The sequence below is a fragment of the Terriglobales bacterium genome (assembly GCA_035487355.1).
Taxonomy (GTDB): domain Bacteria; phylum Acidobacteriota; class Terriglobia; order Terriglobales; family Acidobacteriaceae; genus QIAW01.
Map to the genome: position 1 here is coordinate 81,866 of DATHMF010000020.1, position 23,176 is coordinate 105,041.

Sequence of the window (23,176 nt, forward strand, 5' to 3'; positions counted from 1 at the left end):
GCCTGGAGGGCCACTCTGAGCAAGAACGCCGTCTGATTGCCCGCGGGTTCTCACGCCCCCTTTGAAAAACGGCCGGCGGCGTTACCTTGGCCGGAACCGCCGGGAAATGTTCCCGATGAGGTCATGAGGCAGGTATGGGTGGGAAGAACGGGAAACCGCTAGCCGCTTTAGGCCGGCTCTTCCGCGGTTGGAGGTGAAAGCTTTTCCGCGAGATCTTCTGCCGTCTCTGAAAATTTTTCTTTCAGTTCGTCTGCGGTCTCGGAAAATTTCTCAGCCAGTTCATCCGCAGTTTCTGAAAACTTTTCCTTCAGCTCGTCAGCGGTTGCCGAAAACTTTTCGGCCGTCTCGGAGAATTTCTCAGCAATCTCGTCGGCCTTCTGCACCAGCTTTTCTTTCATGCGCTCGGGCGATGGAACATACAAGTCCCAGGCCAAGCCTACGGCCTTAAGGCTGCGGATGAAATAGTAGGAAAAATCAATCTCCCAGGCCTTCATTCCATGGCGGGCAGAGGTGGGAAATGCGTGGTGATTATTGTGCCAGCCTTCTCCGTAGCTGAGCAGGGCGACCCACCAGCAGTTGGTGGAAAGATCATCGCTCACAAAGTTACGGTATCCCCAGGTATGCGAGGCCGAGTTTACCAGCCAGGTAATGTGATACGTGGCCACCAGGCGCACGCACACGCCCCACACCACAAAGGGCCATCCCCCGAGAAAATAAAGACCAATGGCCAGCAGAATTGAGCCCAAGTAATGCGTACGCTCGAGTACGCGATAGAAAAGCTGTTTTTGAAGGTCGGGGGTGTAGCGTTCCCGGATTACATTCCAGGTTTTTGGCGTAGGAGTATAGAGCACCCAAAGCATGTGGCTCCACCAGAAGCCCTCGGCCGCGCTGTGCGGATCGCCATCCTTATCGGAATGCTGATGATGCTTGCGGTGCAGCGCCACCCACTCCAGCGCGCCGCCTTGCATGGAAAGCGAACCGGCGAGAGCAAAGAAGTACTCCAGAAACTTGGGACATTTGAAGGAGCGGTGCGTGAGCAGCCGGTGATAGCCGACGCAAACTCCGAGGCCGCCGCAAATAAAGTGCAGCAACACAGCCACGGCAATGGCCCGCCAATTAGTCTGCCAGAAAACAGCCACTACACCCAGATGCAGGGCTGCGAAAAAGATGACTCGGGTAAGATTAAACTTATCGCGATCAGAAAACTCTACCGACTGCCAAACGCTTGTTCTCGCCATGAAACCTCAAACCTGGGGGTAAATATTTAGGAGTGAACCGTGTTGTAGTATATCTGAAAGCCTAACAAACGGTGGAATTTAAAGCAATTTTTCACGTGCGCCATGGTTACTTTCGTACCGCACCTTTGGCCTGCGCGGGTTGCATTCCTGCCCACTTTTCCAGCAAGGTGAGCGTGGCGGCATAGTCCAGGTCCTCGTGCCCCTCTTCGATCGCCAGCTCATAGACTTCTTTGACCGTCTCAAGCGCGGGAATTTTTACGCGCGCCTGTTTGGCGGCGTCGAGCATAAGCTGGAGGTCCTTGTACATCAGGCGCATGGGAAAATTGGGTGTAAAGTCGCGGCGCAGCACGAACGGCGCCTTGTAATCCACCACTCCGGAGCGCACCATAGAAGCCTGAATGAGCGAAACCAGCGCCTGCGGATCAACTCCCAGCTTGCCGGAGAGAACCAGCGCTTCCGCGAAGCCTTCGTAGATAAGCGCGATCATCAGGTTCATTGCGAGCTTGGCCGATTGCCCCATGCTGGTCTCGCCCATGCGGATCACGGTTTTTCCCATGGCCTGGAAAAGCGGCTGCAGTTTTTCTAAGGTCTCTTCCCTGCCGCCGGTCATGAAAATAAGTTGAGCGCCTTCGGCTGCAATCTTGGAGCCAGTCATGGGAGCATCAACGTAGTCAGCGCCGCGCTGTCGTACGCGCTCGGCAAATTGTCGGGTCGCATCCGGAGCAATAGTGCTGGAGTCAACCACAATCATGCCTTCGCGAAGCTGGGTTTCCACTCCGTCAGGGGCAAACAGCACACGCTCCACTGCCGCCGTATCCGAGACGCACATCCATACCACTTCAGCGTCTTTGGCGGCATCGGCAGGTGAGGTGGCGCTATGTGCGCCTTCCACCGGCCTGCCGGCAGTTCGGTTCCACACGGCGACTTCGTGGCCGCCCTTTACCAGATTCGCGGCCATTGCTCGGCCCATGATCCCTAACCCTAAAAACGCAACGCGCATTCGCTCCTCACTTTCTGAAGTATTTATTAGAAATGAGCTTAGACAGAGAATCAACTCGCAAGCTCTATAGTATTCGTCTGGGATGGTCTAGAGCCTCTCTATCTGTGCCCGCTTCAGACCTTAATTACTATTACTCTCTCTTTGAAATAGTTGCCGCGATAGGCCGTGGCTGTTCGGGCAAACTTTAGTAATCATCTTTATTTCAAAGGGAAAAATTTTACAAAACACAACAATATGGGTCGTTGATTTCGTATTAATATTGAGTTAACGCATCCAAAAGTGAAGATGTGTGAAATTTGCATCATTCAGTAATTTTTGGGCGTCTAATTGAAATAGTTCATGCTGAATGTCACTCTGAGAAGAAAGGTCCGCCAGTTCGGACGCATCGTACGTCACTCCGCACTGACTCCGCGCAGCGGAAAAAGCCATAAACCCGTACCGGTTGCCCAGCAAGATCTGGGAATCACATTTATTGGACATTCCGGCTTTCTGATTCAGATCGGCGGAAGGAATGTTCTGGTTGATCCTAATTTTGCCCGCTGGCTGTTTGTGCTTAAGCGCCTCCGCCATCCTGGCATACGGATCAAAGATTTGCCGCAGATTGATGCGGTGCTGATCACGCACGCGCATTTTGATCATCTCCACCGCCCTTCATTGCGGGCAATCGCGCGCCTGAATCAACGCAGATTTGGCAGTGTGCCAATGATGGTAGTGCCCAACGATGTTGGTGATGTGGTCCAGGGTCTGGGCTATCGCGAAATCGTTGAGCTAAGTTGGTGGGAGAGCTGCCAACATACCGACCTCACCATCACCCATACTCCGTCGCAACACTGGGGCGCACGCATGTTGCACGACCATCACCGCGGGTACGGCGGCTATGTGATCAACGGTGGTGGCTACTCGATTTACCACGCAGGCGACACAGCATACTTCAATGGCTTCCACGAAATCGGGCGGCGGCTCGAGCCGCAGATCGCATTGTTGCCTATCGGCGCATACTCGCCGCCATCGTTCCGCAATGTGCACACCAGCCCGGGAGACGCGGTCCAGGCATTTACCGACCTGAAGGCCCACTGGATGATCCCCATGCACTACGGCACGTTTCGCCTTTCGCACGAACCCGTCGAAGAGCCTGTTCAGCTCCTGGCAAGCGAAGCTACAGCGGCGGGCGTGCAGGAAAAGGTCCTGGTATTGGAAGAAGGCAAGACGCGGATTTTCAGTCTGCCTGAACAGCCGAACGTCAGATACAAACAGCCGGAGCGCTGGAGCGCTCCAAACTTAGTACCCCAGCAGAATTCTTAGATCGCGCAGGTTGTTGCCTGTAGGTCCTGTGATTACCGCATCACCCAGCACTTCAAAAAAGGGATAGGCATTGAAGCCGGCGAGCGCGGCATCTGCAGATAATCCTTGGGATTGGGCGCGCGCGATTGTAGTTCCATCCACCACTGCGCCTGCCGCCGGACTCACGCCGTCAACGCCGTCACTGCCTGCGCTCAGCACGGTCACGCTCTCACCAGAAATTTTCGTTGCACAGTAGAGTGCGAATTGCTGGTTACGGCCGCCAACTCCGCCGGCAGTTTCTGGTACGCGAACTGTTACCTCTCCGCCGGAGATCAGGCACACGCGTGTAGCCCCTTGCCGCAATTTACGCAAACGGTCGAGCAGATAATCGGCGGCGCGGTCGTACTCCCAATCGTCGCATGTGTTGTCAATTTCCACGGTAAAGCCCGCTAGTGCGGCCTGTGCGGCAGCCGCCTTCTGCAAAACCGCGCTGGAAAGAATGGGCCACCAGCGCGAGCTATGAAAGATACCGTCGTCGTATTTTGGAGTCTCTTCCAGCAGCTTCTTCTCAAGAAGCTCTTGTACCGAAGCTGGAAAGACTTCAAGCAGCCGGCGCTTTTGTGCGATCTCGTAACATTGCGCCACGGTGGTGGAATCAGGCATAGTTGGCCCGGAAGCCAGCGCGTCCAGCGCCGATTCGGGCACATCGGAGACCAGGATCGAAACCTGCTGCACATTTTCTGTGCCACCCGAGGAGTTCGCCGCCAACGCCATGCGTCCTCCTTTGACTGCCGAGAGATGCTTGCGAATGGCGTTGATTTCGGCAATCGGTGCACCGCAGTTTACCAATGCACGGTAGGTTGCGATGAGATCATCGAGGGTGATTTCTTCATCCAGAGGCTTCTCTACCATGCTGGAAGCGCCTCCGCTGATCAGATAGATCACCAAGGATGGCCCAGAGAGAGAGCGCAGGGAGTTCAAGATAGCATTTGCAGCGCGAACCGACTCCGCGTTGGGCAGCGGATGCCCACCCGCAAAGTGCCTGAAACCTTCGAGCATGGGCTCAGGGTCAGCGTGTGCCGTTTGCGGTGCAACCAGAATTCCGCTAGCCATGATCCCAAGCTGCCCTTTGAGCGCTTGCGCCATGGGATAAGCCGCTTTCCCCATGGCCACCACGAAGATGCGCGAAAACGAATTTAAGTCATACAGGTCTTCGCGCACCCGCAGCAACCGGCGGTTGACCTCTACATGTTTTTCAAATGATTTCTCGACGCTGGTTTCGGCAAGCGCTGCAAGAAAGACCTGCCGCACGAGTGCGCGCATGTCATTGTCATGAGCAGCGTTGGACATGATTGCATTGATTCTATTGCAAGCAGCAGTTCATGCGTACTTGTCCTATTTTCCCGATTTGCAGCACCGATTGAGGACAGCAACCAACCAGCTAACAATATCCCAGCAATGAGAGGACCACCTTTGGGTCGGCTAGCTGAAAGGCAGCGGTGGGCTGACAACGCGTGCATGCTTTCTCTGTATCGTTCGAGTAGCGGGGAGCGATAAGCAGCTCCGGATGGGCTGGGATCAAATCCTTGAGCAAACTACTGGCCTCTTCGAAGGTCACAGGGTGCTTCGGTCTTCGGTGATCCTGCCACGCGGTTTCTACATCCGCCGGATTCACCAGTTCTATCAAACGCAGAAAATCTCTTGCGTGTTTGGACGGCACGGGGATGTTTTGTGCAAGGTCCAGCGCCAGCCTAGCCTCTCTGGCTAACAAGTCTTCGAGAGAGATCAGTTGAACAGTCACCGACTGAAGATTCAATCTGGACGACCTACCCATCGTCGCGCCTATGGCGCGGAAAACGTCTATACGCAAGGCGCTGTCTGGATCTATTAATTGCAACATGGTCTTGCCTGGAGGGTCCAAAGGATGAATGTGCCGGAACAGGAAATCATCAGCTAATGTTTCGGGGATGCAGTCGAATGAGCCGGTGATGAAATCGAGGTCGTTCAGGGAGCGGATGGAAGACTTATGTCCTAGGCGCAGATGGTGAATTTCAATGGCGAACCCGCCAGTAACCGCCCAAGGCTCGATGTTGTGGCTTGCGAGTTTCTGAAAAGTCTGTGAAGCCCGGTCTGCGTCAGAGACGGATAGAAATTGTTGGAGCATCTATCCGGCTATATTCTCATAGGAAGGCCTCGGGCATACATTCTGGTCCGATCTTCTAACGGTAGACCCGCGCGCCCGGGATTACAGCGTAGTCGGAAGCTGAACCCCCAAGAAGCGATTGTTGAACATTCAATCTTTGCCCTTTGTCATGAGCGCAACGTTATCCACACCTGCATTGTGGGCTGCGTCTATGGCCTCTGCGATATAGCGAAAATCAATTTCCCGATCGCTGGTCAGGAAAAGAGTTTTATCACCACGCGTCTTAAAGATTTGCTGCAGCGTGCTATTGAGGGCGCTCCACTCCACCTTCTGCTGGTTGATGGCAAGCTGAATTGCATCTGAGGAACCAGCATTGTGCGTGAGCTTGAGCTGAAGAACGACCGTTTCGGGGTGGTCGGGTTGGTTGGGTTGGTCGGTGGAATCCTGCGGAATTCGCGCGTTCTCGCCTTTTGGCGTTATCGGCGTGATTAGCAGGAAGGTGACCAGCAATACCAAAAGGATATCGATGAGCGGTGTAACGTTGATCTCGGCGGAGTTCTTCCCGCTTGGGCTGAAAGCCATGGTGCCCTCTCTTCGGGAATTAGACACCTATGACTCTTCCAGAGTTCCCTGCTGTTTTAAGCAGTACCGGCAAGGGCCAGCCATGCCACAAGAGCAGAATACTTTTCATCCTGGCCCCAGGGTGGGCCGAGGGGTTTTCCTATTTCTGCGAGGTGGCGCTGCAGTTCATCGGCGGAGATGCCTAACTCGGCTGTGCTCTGCAGAAAGAGTTCGCGTTCCCGCACGGCCGTTACCGGAATCTTGTAGTGCTCGCTGGCCTGCGTGAGCACATCGCGGAAAAGTATGCCTTCGGCGGTGTGCAAGAGCGGATGAGAAGCCAGGATTTTTGCCAGAGCCGGAAGAGCCCGGCCTGATCCCTGGAGAACGCCGCAGCCACTGACCTCATATCCCTTTTTTCGAAGCTCGGCGATTACCTTGCGCAAACTCTGCCGCGCCAGGAGTTTTGTCTTTCCCGTGTATTGGCGGATTAGCTTTTCGGCTTCTTTCAGCTCGAGTTCGGCGGCAGCGTGATAAGGCTGCTTGGCATGCGGATCTCGCAGATCAACCAGTTCGATGCGCCCGCGCTCCACGACCGCCGGTGAGCGTGATGGCCCCGCGATAGCCACAAGGGCCGCCCATCCGGAGTGCGCCCGAAAACCCAAAGCTGCGTGAATTGCCACGCAGAAGATTCTACTGCAATCCACGCTGGCAAAAACTGAAAGCTTTTATTCTTGCCGGACTTCGCTTGTCGCTAAAAACTGCTGCTTGACCCATTGCTCAATGGAGCTGCGCACCTCATCGAGCTTGCCCTCAAAGAAGTGGCCGACGCCTGCGACAACCACAAACTGCTTAGGCCCAGGCACCCGGTCAATGAGTTTCTGCAATTCCGGCAATGGCCCAAACTGGTCACGGGCGCCGCTGATGAAAAGTTTGGGCTTTGTGCAGTCGTGCAGGAAGTTGTAGGCATAGAGCCGGCCTTCCACCTCGACCGGAGTTCCCAGCGAGATAAGGCCCACGACGCGAGTGTCCGGACAACAGGCACGCAAGCCAACGGCGGCGCCGAACGAGAAACCGGCGAAGATAATTGGCAGATGAAATTCGCTGTCGAGCCAGTCGAGGGCGGCGCGTACGTCCTCTACTTCGCCGTGCCCGTGATCGTGTGTTCCTTCGCTCAGCCCAGCCCCACGAAAATTGAAGCGTAGTGCGGGGAATCCCAGGCCATTGAGCGCCTTCATGGCGTTAAATACCACCTTATTATGCAAAGTCCCGCCATGCAGCGGGTGGGGATGACACACCAGCGCCGCATGGCTTGCATGGGGCGAACCGGCATGCAGCAATGCTTCCAGCTTGCCGGCCGACCCGTGGAGAAAAAAACTCTTAATCTCATCGGCCACTGAGCAGTTTTTCCTCGAAGTTGGTTTTGGTAGGAACGAAATCGAAATCGTATTTCTTGGCGAACTGCAGAAGAGCTGAGGCAGCTCCCGGATCGGCGGGGACGCTCCATTCGTTGGCTGTATCCAGAGGCTGCGCGCCCGGTATAGCTTGCAAGCTTTGCACGACTTTCGGACCATCAACCGGATCAGCGGCAAAGCGCACCAAGAATCCACCGCCCACCCGGGCCACGATCGAACGCAACGACTCACGTATCCATTCATGGCTCAACCGATAGACCGACAAGACCAGTACCACCAGCAGCAGAAAGCCCAGCAATGCTAATTGCACGATCGTGATCTGGTTGGAAGTTGTAGGCGTGATGCGGCGCGAGATCACAACCACGTAAGCGACACAACAGATCCAGGCGACGGCCGCCCAAAGTTTTCCGGCCGTGCTCAGGTAGCGAACGGACTTGTGGTCTTGAATAGGAATAATGAGAAACAGGTAATCCGCCACCAGAAACGCTGCCAGCAACTCCCACCACAGGCGTTGATGTCCGTGGCTGTTGAACCACTCCCAGCGCGCAAACAATGCGGCCACGGTCAAGACGGCGAGAGCCATCCAGAGATAGGAGACGCCCGGGCTGCGAGTCAGCTTCATTTATTGCGACCTTCAGTTTATCCTCTTTAGCGTGGACCTGTTCGCTCTAACCCGTCAACTGGTTGATATTGAATCCGTCACCGGCAACGAAGCCGCGGTCGGCGAGTTCCTTGACCGTACATTGAGCCTGCTCGACTACGAAGTCCATCGGACTCCGGTCGAAGAGAAGCGCTTCAATATTTACGCCGTACCGCGTGGAAGCCCTCATCCGCTGGTGGTGTTTTCCACCCATACGGACGTGGTCCCGCCATGGGTGCCCTCTTCGGAAGACGAACACAACATCTACGGCCGCGGCTCGTGCGACGCGAAGGGGATCATCGCCGCGCAGATCGGCGCCGCCGAGCGCCTGCGTACAGAGAACTTTCCCATTGGCCTGCTCTTTGTCGTAGGCGAAGAGCGCAACAGCGTGGGAGCAATCGTCGCCAATGAAAAAGCCCACGAACTGCATGGCGGAAGCTGCAAATTCCTGATCAACGGCGAACCCACGGACAACAAGATCGCTATCGCATCCAAAGGCGGACTGCGCGTAGAGGTGATCGCGCACGGCAAACTGGCGCACTCGGCCTATCCGCACCTGGGCGACTCGGCCATTGAGAAACTCTTGACTGCGCTCGAAGGCCTGCGCCGCATACCGCTTCCCCAGAACCCGGAAGTCGGTCCGTGCACCATGAACATCGGCGTCATCGAAGGAGGCCACGCGCCCAACGTGATCGCCGATAACGCCCGCGCACAATTGCTCTATCGCCTGGTGGGGCCGTCGGAGGAATTGAGACGGCAAATCATTGCTGCGGCAGGAGACCAGGTGCAGGTCGAGTTTCCATTAGAGATTCCCTTTTTGAAATTCAGAAGCCTGGATGGCATTCCAACCATGATCGCCGCCTTCACCACCGATATCCCAGCGCTGACCAATTGGGGCGAGCCGGTGCTGCTGGGGCCGGGATCAATCCACGTGGCGCATACCGAGCGCGAGTTCGTCGCCAAGCAGGATTTACTCGATGCGGTGGAACTGTACTGTGCGGTGGTGAAGAAACTGCTTTAAGAGCAGTTCTCAGTTCTCAGCTTGAACAAACCAGTTTCTTGTCATTCCGACGCGGAGCGGAGGAATCCCTTTTGTGCCGATGATCCTTAAGCTCTTCTACCCGTAGATTCCTGAAAGCTGATAGGGATTCCTCGTCGCTGCGCTCCTCGGAATGACAACCCAAAACTCCGCGTCTCCGCGCCTCCGCGGTTGGTTCCCATTCTCGATATAATAAAAAGATTCTCCCTGCTCAAAATAGCGGCCGGGGAGCACCAGGCCCAACTCCAATGGATTTCAAACTACAAAGCGACTACAAACCCCAGGGCGACCAGGGACCAGCCATCGAGCAGCTCACGCGCGGCCTCATTGACGCGGAAAAGCACCAGGTGCTGCTGGGCGTGACCGGCTCGGGCAAGACCTACACCATGGCCAAGATCATCGAGCAGTTGCGGCGGCCGGCCGTGGTGATCGCGCATAACAAGACCCTGGCGGCGCAGCTTTATCACGAATTCAAGAACTTTTTTCCGCAGAACGCGGTGGAATATTTCGTCTCGTACTACGACTACTACCAGCCTGAGGCCTATATCCCCGCCGGCGATGTGTATATCGAAAAAGAGGCGACGGTCAACGAAGAATTGAATAAGCTCCGCCTCTCTTCCACCCGATCGCTCTTTGAGCGGCGCGATTGCATCATTGTGGCCTCGGTAAGCTGCATCTACGGTTTGGGTTCGCCTGAGGCTTACTACGGCATGATGCTCTTCCTGGAAAAAGGACAGAAGATCAAGCGCGAAGACATTCTGCGCAAGCTGGTGGAAATTCTCTACGAGCGCAGTGAAGGAGATTTCCGCCGGGGAACGTTTCGCGTGCGCGGCGACGTGATCGAGGTGCAGCCTCCGTATGACGACATGGCCTACCGCATCGAGCTGTTCGGCGACGAAGTGGAATCACTCTCGCAGATTGATCCGCTCTTCGGCACCGTGAAGCAGAAGTATGCGCGGCTGCCCATTTATCCCAAGACCCACTATGTCTTGAAGCCGGAGAGCAAACATAAGGCGATAGCTTCTATTAAAGAAGAGCTGGCCTGGTGGGAAAAAGAGCTGGAAAAGCAAGGACGGCTGGTGGAAGCCCAGCGCATACACCAGCGCGTGCGCTTTGATCTGGAGATGATCCAGGCCATGGGCTACTGCCACGGCATTGAGAATTACTCGCGCCACTTCACCGGACGCATGCCCGGCGAAGCCCCACCCACCTTGCTGGATTACGTCCCGCGCGATTACCTGCTCTTCATTGACGAATCGCACCAGACCGTTCCCCAGCTTCACGCCATGTGGCACGGCGACCGTTCGCGCAAGCAGGTGCTCATTGAATACGGCTTCCGCATGCCTTCGGCGCTGGATAACCGTCCGCTTTCGTTTGAAGAGTTCGAGCATCGCGTGAACCAGGCGGTCTATGTCTCGGCGACGCCGGGACCGTATGAGCTCACGAAATCCGCCGGGGTAGTGGTGGAGCAGATTATCCGCCCCACGGGCTTGGTTGATCCTGAGGTCGAGATCCGCCCGGTCAAGGGACAAATTGACGACCTGCTGCATGAGATCCGCGAGCGCGCCAACCGTCATGAGCGCGTGCTGGTGGGAACGCTCACCAAGCGCATGGCCGAAGACCTGGCGGAATACTACAGCGAGGTCGGCGTGCGCTGCCGCTACATGCACTCGGAGATCGAGACCCTGGAGCGCGTCAAGATTTTGCGCGACCTGCGCAAGGGTGAATATGACGTATTGATCGGCATCAACCTGCTGCGCGAAGGCCTGGACCTGCCCGAGGTCTCCCTCGTCGCCATTCTCGATGCCGATAAAGAGGGCTTCCTGCGCTCCTCGGGTTCGCTGATTCAAACCATGGGCCGCTGCGCACGCAACCTCAACGGAAGAGCGATTCTCTACGCCGACAGAATCACTGATTCCATGAAGAAAGCCATGGATGAAACCGACCGGCGCCGCGCCCTGCAAAGAGCTTACAACCAGGAGCACGGCATTACCCCGGAGAGCATTGTCCGGTCTTTGGATATGACGCTGGCCAAGATTGTGCAGGCCGACTATACGGACTTCGTCGATGCTGCCGATGGAATCCCGGACTTCAAATCGCAGGAAGAGCTGGATGCCCACGTCGCCAAACTCGAGAGCGATATGCGCGAAGCCGCCAAACGCTTCGAGTTCGAAAAGGCGGCGAAGCTGCGCGATACGATCAAGGATTTGCGGACGAAGGAGTTTCTGTTCACATGAGAAAATCTTCGCCGCGGATGAACGCGGATTTGCGCGGATTTCTGTTGGAGCTATTTTGAGTCCCCACCACGCCACTTGCTGAAAAGGCGCAACAGATGCTAAGTCTTTAATAATAAATGACATATCGAAGAAATATAGTGCACTAGCAGCTAGTGGCTGGCCGTCATCAACATTTAGAGCATCCGGTTAAGATCGGCGCTCTTCTATTCGCCATCGTACAAGTCGTTCGGATGTCATGCCGAGCGAGGGCGTGCCCGAGTCGGGGCACCCCGAGGATATCTCGTTTTGCCCATGCCGCTGTAAGGCATTCTCTAAGAAACCTTCAACCTGAACTGAGCTGCTGTTTTGAGTCGTCCCACGAGCCACTTGCAGAAGAGGAGGCATGACCGCTAAGCCTCTAGTAATCAACAACATACTGTCGAAATATAGTGCACTAGCAGGTAGTACACTCCCGTCATGCGCCGTCTTGCTGAGTACTGAATTCCGAGTACCTGCGTACTACTCAATAAATTTTCAAAGAGCTGGGACCAAAGCAGCATCCTGAATGCCGTCAGACCATTATGATCCACAATTTTCGTGGAGTGAACTGTTTGATATCAGCTTGATACCACTACCGGAAGCCTTTCTTTCCGCCGCGGATGAACGCGGATTTGCGCGGATTTCAATGCCGACGGACGTAGTAGTGGGTAGTCCGGCCAAGCTTCTGGTCATCAAATTCGCGCTTTTTGCGAAGGGCAGCGGTTTTCTGTATAACATCATTTGCAGAAAGCTGATCGGAGCCGCATGGATGTGCACTTGGTTGATGGGACGTATGAATTGTTCCGGCACTTTTTCGCTGTGCCCTCTGCGAAAGATGCGAACGGCAAGGAAGTCGGCGCAGTACGTGGTGTGCTGAATTCCGTTTGGTCCATGATCGAACGCGGTGCAACCCATATTGGGGTGGCAACCGATAAGGTCGTGGAGTCGTTTCGCAACGATCTGTATCCGGGATACAAGACCAGCGAAGGTGTGGCTCCGGAGTTGCTCTCGCAGTTTCCCATTCTGGAAGAAGCGCTCGAAGCCATGGGAGTGGTGGTGTGGCCCATGGTCTACTATGAGGCCGATGACGCGCTCGCTTCCGCCGCCGCCAAAGCAGCCAAAGATCGCAGTGTGAAGCAGGTGTTCATTTGTACGCCGGATAAAGACCTCAGTCAGTGTGTTGTGGGCACACGAGTCGTTCAACTGGACCGCAGGCGCGAAATCTTGCGCGATGAAGCCGGCGTTGTGGCCAAGTTCGGGGTGAAGCCGCAATCCATTCCGGATTACCTGGCGGTGGTCGGCGACAGTGCAGATGGCTTCCCAGGTGTGCCAGGATGGGGCCTGAAAGCTGCATCTCTTACCTTGTCCCGATACCCCCACCTTGAAGATATTCCGAAGGAATGGCGGGAGTGGCACCCCTCGATCAAGAAGGCGCGCACGCTCTCGGAATCGCTATTCAACGCATGGAACGACGCTCTGTTGTTTCGCACCCTCGCAACCCTGCGCCTGGATGTTCCCGTTTTTGATACGGTCGAGGACCTTGGCTGGAAGGGACCGCGCCCGAACTTTGAGGAATACTGCCGGCGAATGAAGTCACCTGCTCTGCTTGGCCGCGTTACGTCGGCAAAATCAAAGTAGTTTCGGGTTTCAAGTTTCGAGTTTCGAGTTTTCCCAAATACGAATTTTCCCGAGAATGCCCTGCTGCGGCATGACAGCAGACCCCTTTGCGGGGCTTGACAGTCGATTCGTTGCGGCAGTAATATAACTTTTCGGTTATACAACCGATAAGTTATGGAACAAATGACCCCTGATCGCCTTGACGCAACGTTCGCAGCGCTGGCTGATCCCACGCGGCGGGCGATCCTGGCCCGGCTGGCCTCGGGTGAGGCGTCGGTAATGGAGCTGGCTGAGCCGTTCGCGATGAGCCAGCCCGCGATCTCCAAGCACCTTAAAGTTCTGGAGCGCGCCGGCCTGATTTCGCGCGGCCGCGACGCGCAGCGCCGGCCGCGCCGGCTCGAAGCCAAGCCGCTCGCGGAGGCCACCGACTGGCTGGAGCGCTACCGGCAGGTTTTGGAGAGCAACTTCCAGCGCCTCGATGCCCTGCTCGGCCAGATGAAGTTCGAAGAGAAAAAAGGTGGACGCACGAAGCGTCACGGGAAAATACCAATCGCCAGGAGAAAACACCAATGAGCAGTGGAACTTTGAAAGTAACAACGCGTGGCGACCGGGAGATCGTGATGACACGCGTCCTCGACGCGCCGCGCCGCATGGTCTTCGACGCTTTCACCAAGCCCGAACTGGTCAAACGCTGGTTACTCGGGCCGCCGGGCTGGTCAATGCCGGTCTGCGAAATAGATCTGAGAGTCGGCGGCAGCTACCGCTACGTGTGGCGCCACGTCAACGGAAATGAAATGGGGATGGGCGGCGTCTACCGCGAAATTGTGGCGCCGGAGCGGATTGTCGCCACCGAGAAGTTCGACGAGGCCTGGTATCCGGGCGAGGCTGTAGGCACGCTCCTCCTGGTTGAGCAGGGCGGAAAGACCACAATCACGCAGACGGTGCTCTACGAGTCGCGCGAGACACGCGACGGCGTTCTCAAGTCCCCCATGGAGAGTGGCGTAGCTGCGAGCTACGACAAGCTCGCTGAGATGTTGGCGGTAAATTAAAAAATAATTAAAGGAAACTATATGCAAAAAATCACTCCGTTCTTGTGGTTCGACGGCAAAGCCGAAGAGGCGATGAATTTCTATGTTTCTGTCTTCAAGAATTCGAAGGTTGTGCGCGTTAGTCGATATGGAGAAGGAGGACCAGGACCGAAGGGGACGGTCATGTCGGCGACATTCCAACTCGATGGACAAGACTTTTTCGCACTCAACGGCGGCCCGCAATTCACCTTCACGCCGGCCATATCCTTTTTCGTGAACTGTGAGACGCAGCAAGAAGTAGACGAGCTGTGGGAGAAGCTTTCTGAAGGCGGGAAAAAAGAAAGATGCGGCTGGCTCAAGGACAAATATGGTCTGTCGTGGCAGATCATTCCCTCGGCTTTAGGCAAAATGTTGCAAGACAAAGATGCTGAGAAATCAAAAAGGGTCATGAAGGCAATGCTTCAAATGGACAAAATTGACATAAAAGCTCTAAAGCAAGCGTATGAGCAACAATAGTCCAGCACAGGCGGATGACGCTGGGTTAATTTGGATCGGCGTTCATCTGTTTCACCGCAGAGGGCGCAAAGGAACGCAGAGGAACCAGGCACAACAGGGATTTCGCCATTTCCTTTCGGCAGACTCAGGGCAGAAATTTAGTGCCAAGGAGGTTATGGCTGGGCTTCGGATTCGGTCTGGAAGCGGCGGAAACGCTCCGTGGTTTCACCGCCATGCGCGGCGTACCAATCTTTCCATTTTACTGGATCATCGCCCAGCTCCTGGTCTGTAATCTCGCGGAGCGCGCGATAACCGTAGGGACGGGTGTCTTCATCGAGCTGCTTGTCTTCCACCATTTCAATCAAACCGGGAACCGCCAACATTCGTTGAGCACGAGTCAGCATTCCGCAGTGGGCCAAACCGCATCCGCCGCCCTGGACGCGCACATAGTCCGAAGAATCATGATGGAAGGCATTCACCAGATCAGGCACGGTGTCGTCTGTACCGATAAATGAAATTGCTGAAACTGCGGTATAGCGGACTTGCTCATCCTCGGAGCGCATCCATGCCCGCAGTTCGTTGTGGATTCGCTCAGGCTCAACGCCACGGTTGGCCAACAGCCCAAGTTCGGTGATGGCTGTCAACTCCTTGGAAGCATTGTTCTCGACTGCGTGAATCAATTTTTCGGCTTCTTCCTCGCTTTTGTGAATGCCGAAGGCAGCGAGTTCAATTTCGCAGGAAGCGGCCCGCACGCGCAGATCGTCTCCGTTGAGCGCCACTTCAAGCAAAGTGTTCAGGGAATCGGTGTATTGGATTTTGCCCACCCACTGGGGCGCGCGCCGCTTAATCTCGTTGGTGGCGCCACGATGATGGGAGATGGCAAATTGCAGCAGCATCTCGGCCTGCTTCTGGGTTTCGAGGCCGTTTACGATGTCGTACTCTACTTCAGACATTTTGGATGTAGTGCCCTGGACTGGCTCTCCCGGCGGAGGGAGCTTGTGTCCGGTGATTTCTCCCGGCGCGCTCTGCCCAAGCACGAGGGCCGATGTAAAGAGAACGCACAATAAGAGTGCCGCGCACGATGCTGCCCTGCATTGGAATGGTTTCATGGTTGTGTCTCCCACTATCCCTGGAACGGCAATTTTTCCTTTGCTTGCAAAGTTTTTCAGCCGTTCGGGACCGGATTCTGAGAGACGCGGTCCTGCAACAGATTTTTGGCCAATTCACTGGCGGTGTGCGCAATATTCATGTTGGCTGCAGGTGCGGTTGTTTTCTTCTTTTGTTTCAGGTCAGTCAACTCGTTCACGACCGCGATTAATTGCTCCTCTTGCACGGGCTTCACCAGGAACGCGGCGGCGCCTTCCTTGAGAGCGTGCTCCCTATATTTGACACCGGCGCGGGAGGTTACGACCACGACAGGAACACGATTAATCTCAGGTTGCTCGCGAAGCAGGGCCAGCAGCTCGTATCCGTTGGTACGAGGCATCTCGAGGTCGGTAATCAGCAAGTCACAGTTGCTGCGGCCCAGCATTTCCAGCGCCTCCAGGCCGTCGGAGGCGAGCTTGACGCGGTAGCCGGCTTTTTCCAACATACGGCCGACAAACTTGCGTACGCTGATGGAGTCATCAGCAAGAATAATGACTTTTTCTTCGGCCACAACATCGGTAGCCGCTGCGGGAACAGAGCTGTGGACCGCGGCGGCCATTTCGGGAGCGTAAATCCGCGTTACATTAGGATGGGTGTGGGCCATCAGCGGACGCCGCTCGGCAGATTCACCCACCAGCAACCGGTTCAGATCAACCAACAGAATCAAAGTGCCATCGGGAGCGATCGTAGTTCCGGGGAACAATTTCACGTTGCGCAGATATTCACCCAAGCTCTTGACCACGATTTCATCCTGGCGGAGAACGTCTTCAACAATTACGCCTACCTGCCGTCCGCTGGCACTGACCATCACCATGCGATAGTGGTCGTTGACCGGCTCAACCGGTTCCAGTTGAAGGAGCGCATCAAGCCGCACGACTTCGGTCACAACCTCGCGGACCTTGGTAAACAGCTTGCCGTCGGATTCTTCAAGGTCGTTGATCTTCACGCGACGAATCTCTTCCACAAAAGCCAGCGGGAAAGCAAAGGTAGAGCTGCCGCAGCGTACGAAAAGCGCCTGCGAGATGATAAGCGTCAGGGGAACCTTGAGGGTGAAACGCGTGCCCAGCAACTTTTGCGTATCCACTTCAATCTCGGCATTCAAGGCATTCAGGTTGGCGCGCACAACGTCTAAACCAACGCCGCGTCCGGCCAGCTCGGTCTTATGAGGAGCGGTAGAGAAGCCGGGATGAAAGAGAAACTCCAGCAATTCGCGCTCACTCAGCTTGGGCGCGTCTGCGGCGCTTACCAGTCCTGCCTCGACTGCCGTGTTGCGTACGCGGTCAAAATCAATGCCATGGCCGTCGTCTTCCACCTCAATAAAAATGTGGTTGCCACGAGGATAGGCGCGCACGGCCACCTTGCCGACTTCACTTTTTCCGGCGTGATAACGGTCTACGCCGCGCTCCACGCCGTGGGCCACTGCGTTGCGTACCAGGTGAATGAGCGGATCGGAAATCTGCTGGATGATGTTGTTGTCGAGCTCGGTCTCTGCGCCAGAGAGCGCAAGCTCCACCTGCTTGCCGCTGGCCTTGGCGGCATCGCGGGCGGCGCGCGAAAGGCGGGTATAGAGATTGCCGATGGGCACCATACGCGCTCGCGTGATCTCATCCTGCAGACCACGGGTAAGCTTGGTGAAATCGTCCACGTCGGAATCCATGCGGCGCACCAGACGATCCACTTGGGTCAGAAGCTCTGCGATATCCGACGAAATTTCTGAGAGCGAGTGGGAAAAAACGCTGAAGTCGTCTTGGCGATCCAGCTCCAAATCGCCGAAATTGGGAAACTTGGTGCGGCTGGAGGTTTCCCGAAATAGGGAGGCTTCGCGCTCGCCGCTCACCCAGGCCGTCTCACCGCCAAAGCCGGATTTACTGAAACCGCCTCCCGGCTGCGAGGTTGGACGGGAGAGAGTGAGTTTGCCGAACTCGTATTTTTCCTGGAACTCGGAGATTTTTTCGGAGATGCGTTCCCTGGTGAAATTGAGGGCATCGGCCAAGCGCGCCAGCTCGGCCATGCGTCCGCGCATACGCGTGCGGTTGATCACCAACTCGCCTACCGCATTCAACATCTGGTCCAGGCGCTCGAGAGAGATGCGGACAGACTTAGACAGCGGCAAAGCGATAGGCTCATCCAGGCGGGCGGCAGGCAAAATCCGGATTTCTTCTTTCGCGGCTAGATTCTTCTCTGTGCGCGGCCGTTTCATCTCGATGCGAGCGAAAGGCTGCGGAGGTTGAGTCGGAGCTGGTTCAACGGAAGCTGCGGCGGATTTTTTTGCTGACGCGGATTTTTTTCCTGGCTCGGCAGCTTTAGATTTCGCTTCGGTCTCTGCAGCTTGTTCTGGAGCTTCTTCCGGGGCGAGGCTCGCGATGCGAATCAGCAGCAACTTGACCGAGAGCTGCAGCGTGGTTTCATCCGGCCATTGTTTGTAGAGGATCTTTTTCAGGACATCTACCGATTCCAGGCAGATATCCACAATTTCAGCGCTGGGTGGCAGCAATCCGTCACGCAGACGGCCTACCAGGTCTTCTGCGCGATGGGCCACGCGCGCAATGCGCCGCCATCCTACTTGTGCCGCTGCGCCCTTCACCGTATGAATTGCGCGAAAAAGACGATGAATGTCTTCATTGGCGTGTGGATTGGCTTCAAGCGAGAGCAGGCACTCGGTCACAACCTGGAGATGTTCTTCTGCTTCAGGAATAAAAAACTCCAGGACTTCCTGGGATATTTCGCCATCCGGGGGCAGGTCGGCAATTTGAATTTCCGCCTGCGGTGCAGCAGAAATAATCGGCTCTTCCGCGACTCCCTGCCATAGGGCAGCGCCTGCGGCTGAAGGCACAGCTTTTCCGGTCTTGGAAGCAACCGCCGGTCCCTGCTGCTTGAACGCAAATGGATACTTCTTGCGGAAGGCATTGATGTCTTCGGTTGTCTCAACTCCGTTGGTGTTGATCATCAGAAGATCAGACTCGAGGAGAGCGCCGGCTTCTGAGATAAACTCCACGATCGGCGCGGTCGCATCTGCTCCCAGGGTCGTATTCATGGCGTACTGAAAGATGTGCGCCAGCTTGCCGGCAATTTCGGAAAATAGCGGGAAGCCACTGGAAGCAGCACTCTCCCGCAAGGTCTGCGCCGAAACGAAAAGCCGCTCAATATCTTCCGGCATGGGATAGGGATCCAGCAGAAGGCCGGAATACTCGCGCAGAAATTGCAAATGCTTGGAAGCGTTGTGCAGAAAGGTTTCCGCGGATGGCGCAAGACGATGGGGAGGCGTTTTTTTCATGCGTTCTTCTCCCGTTCGGCTTTCCGTTCAGCCTTTCCGTTGTGGCGAGCCATCCCGTGCACGCCCTTGCTGGGTTTGGGTGCAATCGGTTTCTGGTACAGAATGAAATCACCGTGCGTCGAGGCCTCGAATTTTCCACTCGCCCTGGGGATGGGCTCTTCGTGCCCAACAAAAAGATATCCTCCGGATTCGAGGTACTCGTAAAAACGGTGGACCAGCGCAGCGCGGCGCGTCTCACTGAAGTAATTCAGCACATTGACGCAAAAGATAATGTCGAAGCGGCCCATATACACGGATTGCGTCAAATTCATTTGCGCGAAGGAGACCATGTTGCGCACCTGGGGCCGAACCAGGTATTGATCACCCAGCCGGGTGAAATACGTTTCTTTTTGCCGGGGACTGAGCGCCACAAGCGACTGCGCCGAATAAAGACCGCGCTCAGCCTGTTGCAGAGATTTTCGGCTGATGTCGGTGGCCAGAATGTGAATGTTCCAGGCGCCGGCAAACTCCAGCGAATCGCAAATCCCCATGGCGATGGAATAAGGTTCCTCACCGGTGGCGCATCCTGCGCTCCATATTCGCAGGCTGCGGGGATTCTCCCAGAACTTTTTCTGGTGCATCTCGCGCAGCACCTTTTTTTCGAATACGGTGAAAACGGAAGGATGGCGCAAGAAATGAGTTTCCTGGGCCAGCAGGTGTTCCAGCAGCTCATCGTATTCCAGGCTGGAAGCACGCACAACGCGCAGCAGGTCTGAGACATGCGGCATTTTTCTTGCGCGCATGTATTCGTGAATCCGGACTGGGAAGTGACGCTCCTGGGAATTGTCGAAAAGAATTCCAGAACGTTCTGCAATATGCGCGCAGACCTCGGAAAGCTCATGCCCGGTCACGGTCACGTTCGCGGATTGGTTTTTTTCCGTCATTCGACGGGGTGTCAGTCCAGGGCCAGTCTTGTCTCAATGAACGAAGTGCTTATCGCCGCCGTACGGACCTTGCCGGATATTATCTCTGGGAAGCGGCCATGATTTCCACTACATTTCCGGCCACCGGCGCCGGCGAGCTGATGCGGAACTGCGACAGTGCTTCATTCAACTGTTCGGAGAGCTTTACCATGTTCTCAACCGTGCGGGTTGTCTGGCGAGCACCTTGCGATGTTTGCCGTGTGATGTTGCTGATAATTTGCATCGCCTGGGCCACACCCTCCGTACCACGCACCTGCTGCTTGGAGGCAAGAGAAATTTGCTGTACCAGGTCCGCCGACTGACGGACCACGATGGAAATGGCTTCCAGTGCCCTGCCCGCCTGGTCGGCAAGACGCGCCCCCACTTCCACCTCCTTGGTGCCCTCTTCCATCACCACCATGGCGTCGTTGGTTTCAGCCTGGATGGCTTTGATGAGAGCAGCGATATCTTTCGTGGCGGTACGTGAATGCTCCGCCAGCTTGCGTACTTCGTCGGCAACCACGGCAAAGCCGCGTCCAGCCTCGCCGGCACGCGCCGCCTCAATGGCTGCATTCAGGGCCAACAGGTTGGTCTGCTCGGTAATGTCGTTGATTACCTTCACAATCTCAGAGATTTCCAGAGAGCGTTCGCCCAGTGATTTGACCTTCCTGGCCGTGGCCTGCACCGAAGCCCGGATGCGTTGCATGCCCTCCAGCGTGTCGCGCACAGAACGGTTGCCTTGTTCAGCAGCATCAAGGGCGCGGCGCGCGGCCTCTGCGCTGGCTTCCGCATTATTGGAGACTTGCTTCATGGAGCGAGTGAGCTCTTCTACCGCAGAGGAAGTATTGCCGATCTCCTGGTCCTGTTGCGTAGCGCCACTGGCCATCTGCTCGGAAGAGACCAGAATCTCGTTGGCGCTGCTGGAGACATCAATCGCCGCCTTGCGTACGCGCTCGAGCAGCTTGGTAAAGTTGTCGAGCATGTCGTTGACCGAATCCACCACGTTGCCCAGGGCATCATCGGTTACAGTGCCGCGCAGGCTCAGGTCACCACGGGCAATCTGGCTGGTAATGGTGAGAAATTCAGTGACGCTCTTCTGCAGGGCTTCCTGGGCCTCTTGGTTGTAGAGCTGGAGGACGACCTTTTCCATGGTGTGATTCAGATTGTCGGCAATCAGGCCAAAATCGTCGTGAGTTTCGATCTGTACTCGCGAACGGTAGTCGCCGCTTTCCAGTTTCTCGGAAAAATCGGTAAGTTCCTGCACCGGCTCGATCAGCTTCTTTCCTAAAAACCAGATCAGCCCCACGGGCAATGCACAGGCAATCAAGTAGGCGAACCACATCTTTATTGCCGAAGTACCCGACCAATTCCCAACGTCGAAAACACCCGCTTCAGGTGATTGCCTGCCCGCGCTGTAAGACAAAAACAGAACTGTAAAGATGGCAACGATATTCACTGCCACCAATATCCATAAGACCGTCTTTAACTGGCCTTTCATAACTGCCTCCACAACCAAACCCAGTCCCAGAAATAAACTCGCCGTTGCTGAGAACTGAGAAACGACAAACTGCTTCTAAATCACTCCTATTGAAAATGCCTCTGCCATGCCTCTCAAATCAAGCGCCAAGGCCAAACGATCTTCCTCATGCCGCAGCATGCCGCAGCAGTGGCTTATGCCGCTCGGCGCCTCTTCCAATTGCAGCGGCCCGGAGCTGGCAAATGTTCCAATCACCTCATCGGCAGCAATTCCTAATCGCACGACGTCCTGCCCCGGTTCTTGTGACAACACGGCTACAACCACATGCCGCGGGAGCAGGTCCGGCCTGCGGCCCTCGCTGAAGGCGATATCGACAATCGGCACAATCGCACCGCGCAAATTGAAAATTCCCATCAAAAACGCCGGAGCCAGCGGAACAGGCGTAACCGCCGGCCACTCCACTACCTCTTCCAACTCCAGCATGGAAAGGCAAAACCGTTCCCTGCCGGCACGGAAGACGCAATACTGTCGCTCGGGAAGTCTCTTCTGCAGGTCGGCTTCAACCGGCTCATTCAAACTCTGCTGGTCTAGATTCTGTTGGTCTAAATTCTGTTGCTCCTGGCTTTGTGCTTCCTGCGAAGCCGGTTGTACGGCCGGTTCGACTTGTCTTCTGTCAGCCAAGAGATCAATTCTGCTTTCTGCTTATGTAATTATCCCAGTGAAAGGTGCAATTGTTCAGCCACAGCATCTCACCTGTCACTGAATGATTAACAATATTTTTAATTGCCAAGTAAATCAGATATTTACCGCAAATTTTCAGATGAATTATGCGCCGGAGACAGGAGACTGAGATACACGGGCTGTCTCAGAATGAGACCCTTTTTCGGCAAACTGCATTTCGCTCTCCAATGAAGAAAAGCGCTGCATTACTTCGTGCATACGCATCGCCATGGTGTGAATGGTATGCACCTGATCGCGGGCTTCTGCACTGAGCATGCCCGGTTCGAGCAGCAGAAGCTCGGCATTTCCAAGGACCGAGGTCAAACAGTTATTTAAGCCGTGGCGCATTTCCAGCATGTAACGGCCCAGGGTGGCATGGCGCTGGCTGGCCGCCACTACCTGCTCAGCGTGCTGAAGATAACGTTGGGCTTCGGCGCGACGAAGTATCTCGCCCGCCATTTGAATCAGGACATCGAGCCAACCATCGGTCTGGCGCAAAACCAGCGCCCGCGGACGCATACTGCGAACCTGGCTGGCATCGCCATCGGCTGCCACCACCAGGGCCGGAATGCCGGAATTTTCCAGCGCCGACAAGACTGCTTCACGGCCGCGGACCCGCGGACCGAGAATCGCAATTCCGTGAACGGAAAAGTTCGCAGTCTGGCATAAGTCGCTGCTCATCAAGGTGAAAGCCGGAACGAGACGTTCCATCTGCCAGCGGCCGACAACGCTACGGGCAAATTCGGCCTCGTCGGCAATGATCAGCACAGCTTCGTTGACGGCAAACCCGTTGGTCTCTTCGGGCGGATTTTGACCACTCGCAGGATGCCCATTATGGGACTGCGGCGTGCTGGCGGATTCGGTCGCGATTCGTTTTTCGTTCATAACATCCGTCTTTGAACCGTTCCT

21 protein-coding genes are annotated in these 23,176 nt (G+C 55.7%); 7 read left to right on the forward strand and 14 right to left on the reverse strand.

What is annotated here, in order from left to right; translation table 11 throughout:
* Positions 1-167: 167 nt before the first annotated feature.
* Together VK738_03785 and VK738_03790 are read right to left on the reverse strand one after the other, a co-directional pair.
* A complete protein-coding gene (locus VK738_03785; protein HTD21747.1) occupies positions 168-1,238 on the reverse strand; it encodes a fatty acid desaturase in 1,071 nt (356 codons plus the stop codon).
* A gap of 106 nt (positions 1,239-1,344) precedes the next feature.
* A complete protein-coding gene (locus VK738_03790; GenBank protein HTD21748.1) occupies positions 1,345-2,238 on the reverse strand; it encodes an NAD(P)-dependent oxidoreductase in 894 nt (297 codons plus the stop codon).
* Between the two features lie 339 nt (positions 2,239-2,577).
* Here VK738_03790 and VK738_03795 point away from each other — a divergent pair, with 339 nt between their 5' ends.
* Positions 2,578-3,540, forward strand: coding sequence for an MBL fold metallo-hydrolase (locus VK738_03795; GenBank protein ID HTD21749.1), 963 nt, complete (start codon positions 2,578-2,580; stop codon positions 3,538-3,540).
* Here VK738_03795 and VK738_03800 read toward each other — a convergent pair.
* The 6 genes from VK738_03800 to VK738_03825 all read right to left on the reverse strand — a co-directional run bounded on the left by VK738_03800 (position 3,517) and on the right by VK738_03825 (position 8,257).
* Complete coding sequence (locus VK738_03800) at positions 3,517-4,869, reverse strand: DUF4147 domain-containing protein (GenBank protein ID HTD21750.1); 1,353 nt, start codon at positions 4,867-4,869, stop codon at positions 3,517-3,519. The genes VK738_03795 and VK738_03800 overlap by 24 nt on opposite strands.
* A gap of 91 nt (positions 4,870-4,960) precedes the next feature.
* Positions 4,961-5,683: a hypothetical protein gene (locus VK738_03805; GenBank protein HTD21751.1), complete on the reverse strand. Its 723-nt coding sequence runs from the start codon at positions 5,681-5,683 to the stop codon at positions 4,961-4,963.
* Between the two features lie 129 nt (positions 5,684-5,812).
* Positions 5,813-6,244 carry a biopolymer transporter ExbD gene (locus VK738_03810; GenBank protein ID HTD21752.1) on the reverse strand — a complete coding sequence of 144 codons (432 nt, stop codon included), beginning with the start codon at positions 6,242-6,244 and terminating at the stop codon, positions 5,813-5,815.
* A 56-nt stretch (positions 6,245-6,300) separates the two neighbouring features.
* Positions 6,301-6,903, reverse strand: coding sequence for a hypothetical protein (locus VK738_03815; GenBank protein ID HTD21753.1), 603 nt, complete (start codon positions 6,901-6,903; stop codon positions 6,301-6,303).
* A gap of 45 nt (positions 6,904-6,948) precedes the next feature.
* The gene (locus VK738_03820) at positions 6,949-7,617 is read right to left on the reverse strand and encodes an alpha/beta family hydrolase (GenBank protein ID HTD21754.1); all 669 of its coding nucleotides are present in this window, start codon (positions 7,615-7,617) and stop codon (positions 6,949-6,951) included.
* Complete coding sequence (locus tag VK738_03825; GenBank protein ID HTD21755.1) at positions 7,607-8,257, reverse strand: hypothetical protein; 651 nt, start codon at positions 8,255-8,257, stop codon at positions 7,607-7,609. Before VK738_03825 ends, VK738_03820 begins: the two co-directional genes overlap by 11 nt.
* Before the next feature lie 31 nt (positions 8,258-8,288).
* On the opposite strand from VK738_03825, the gene VK738_03830 reads away from it, so the two are divergent.
* The 6 genes from VK738_03830 (at position 8,289) to VK738_03855 (ending at position 14,730) form a co-directional block, all read left to right on the forward strand.
* On the forward strand, positions 8,289-9,296 hold the full coding sequence (locus VK738_03830) for a M20/M25/M40 family metallo-hydrolase (GenBank protein HTD21756.1): 1,008 nt from the start codon (positions 8,289-8,291) through the stop codon (positions 9,294-9,296).
* Between the two features lie 266 nt (positions 9,297-9,562).
* Positions 9,563-11,551 (forward strand): excinuclease ABC subunit UvrB, encoded by a 1,989-nt coding sequence (uvrB, locus tag VK738_03835; GenBank protein ID HTD21757.1) that lies wholly within the window; start codon positions 9,563-9,565, stop codon positions 11,549-11,551.
* A gap of 783 nt (positions 11,552-12,334) precedes the next feature.
* Complete coding sequence (locus tag VK738_03840) at positions 12,335-13,207, forward strand: 5'-3' exonuclease H3TH domain-containing protein (protein ID HTD21758.1); 873 nt, start codon at positions 12,335-12,337, stop codon at positions 13,205-13,207.
* Positions 13,208-13,360: 153 nt separating this feature from the next.
* On the forward strand, positions 13,361-13,759 hold the full coding sequence (locus tag VK738_03845; protein ID HTD21759.1) for a metalloregulator ArsR/SmtB family transcription factor: 399 nt from the start codon (positions 13,361-13,363) through the stop codon (positions 13,757-13,759).
* A complete protein-coding gene (locus VK738_03850) occupies positions 13,756-14,235 on the forward strand; it encodes an SRPBCC family protein (GenBank protein ID HTD21760.1) in 480 nt (159 codons plus the stop codon). Before VK738_03845 ends, VK738_03850 begins: the two co-directional genes overlap by 4 nt.
* 21 nt (positions 14,236-14,256) lie before the next feature.
* Positions 14,257-14,730 carry a VOC family protein gene (locus tag VK738_03855; protein HTD21761.1) on the forward strand — a complete coding sequence of 158 codons (474 nt, stop codon included), beginning with the start codon at positions 14,257-14,259 and terminating at the stop codon, positions 14,728-14,730.
* A 152-nt stretch (positions 14,731-14,882) separates the two neighbouring features.
* Here the strand turns inward: VK738_03855 and VK738_03860 are convergent, their stop codons facing one another.
* The 6 genes from VK738_03860 to VK738_03885 all read right to left on the reverse strand — a co-directional run bounded on the left by VK738_03860 (position 14,883) and on the right by VK738_03885 (position 23,152).
* A complete protein-coding gene (locus tag VK738_03860; protein ID HTD21762.1) occupies positions 14,883-15,818 on the reverse strand; it encodes a HEAT repeat domain-containing protein in 936 nt (311 codons plus the stop codon).
* A 56-nt stretch (positions 15,819-15,874) separates the two neighbouring features.
* Positions 15,875-19,129 (reverse strand): response regulator, encoded by a 3,255-nt coding sequence (locus tag VK738_03865; GenBank protein ID HTD21763.1) that lies wholly within the window; start codon positions 19,127-19,129, stop codon positions 15,875-15,877.
* Positions 19,126-20,052, reverse strand: a complete 927-nt coding sequence (locus tag VK738_03870; protein ID HTD21764.1) for a protein-glutamate O-methyltransferase CheR — start codon at positions 20,050-20,052, stop codon at positions 19,126-19,128. Before VK738_03870 ends, VK738_03865 begins: the two co-directional genes overlap by 4 nt.
* Positions 20,053-20,131: 79 nt before the next feature.
* Positions 20,132-21,568 carry a methyl-accepting chemotaxis protein gene (locus VK738_03875; protein ID HTD21765.1) on the reverse strand — a complete coding sequence of 479 codons (1,437 nt, stop codon included), beginning with the start codon at positions 21,566-21,568 and terminating at the stop codon, positions 20,132-20,134.
* A 75-nt stretch (positions 21,569-21,643) separates the two neighbouring features.
* A complete protein-coding gene (locus VK738_03880) occupies positions 21,644-22,228 on the reverse strand; it encodes a chemotaxis protein CheW (GenBank protein HTD21766.1) in 585 nt (194 codons plus the stop codon).
* 144 nt (positions 22,229-22,372) lie between these two features.
* Positions 22,373-23,152: a hypothetical protein gene (locus VK738_03885; protein ID HTD21767.1), complete on the reverse strand. Its 780-nt coding sequence runs from the start codon at positions 23,150-23,152 to the stop codon at positions 22,373-22,375.
* Positions 23,153-23,176 lie beyond the last annotated feature (24 nt).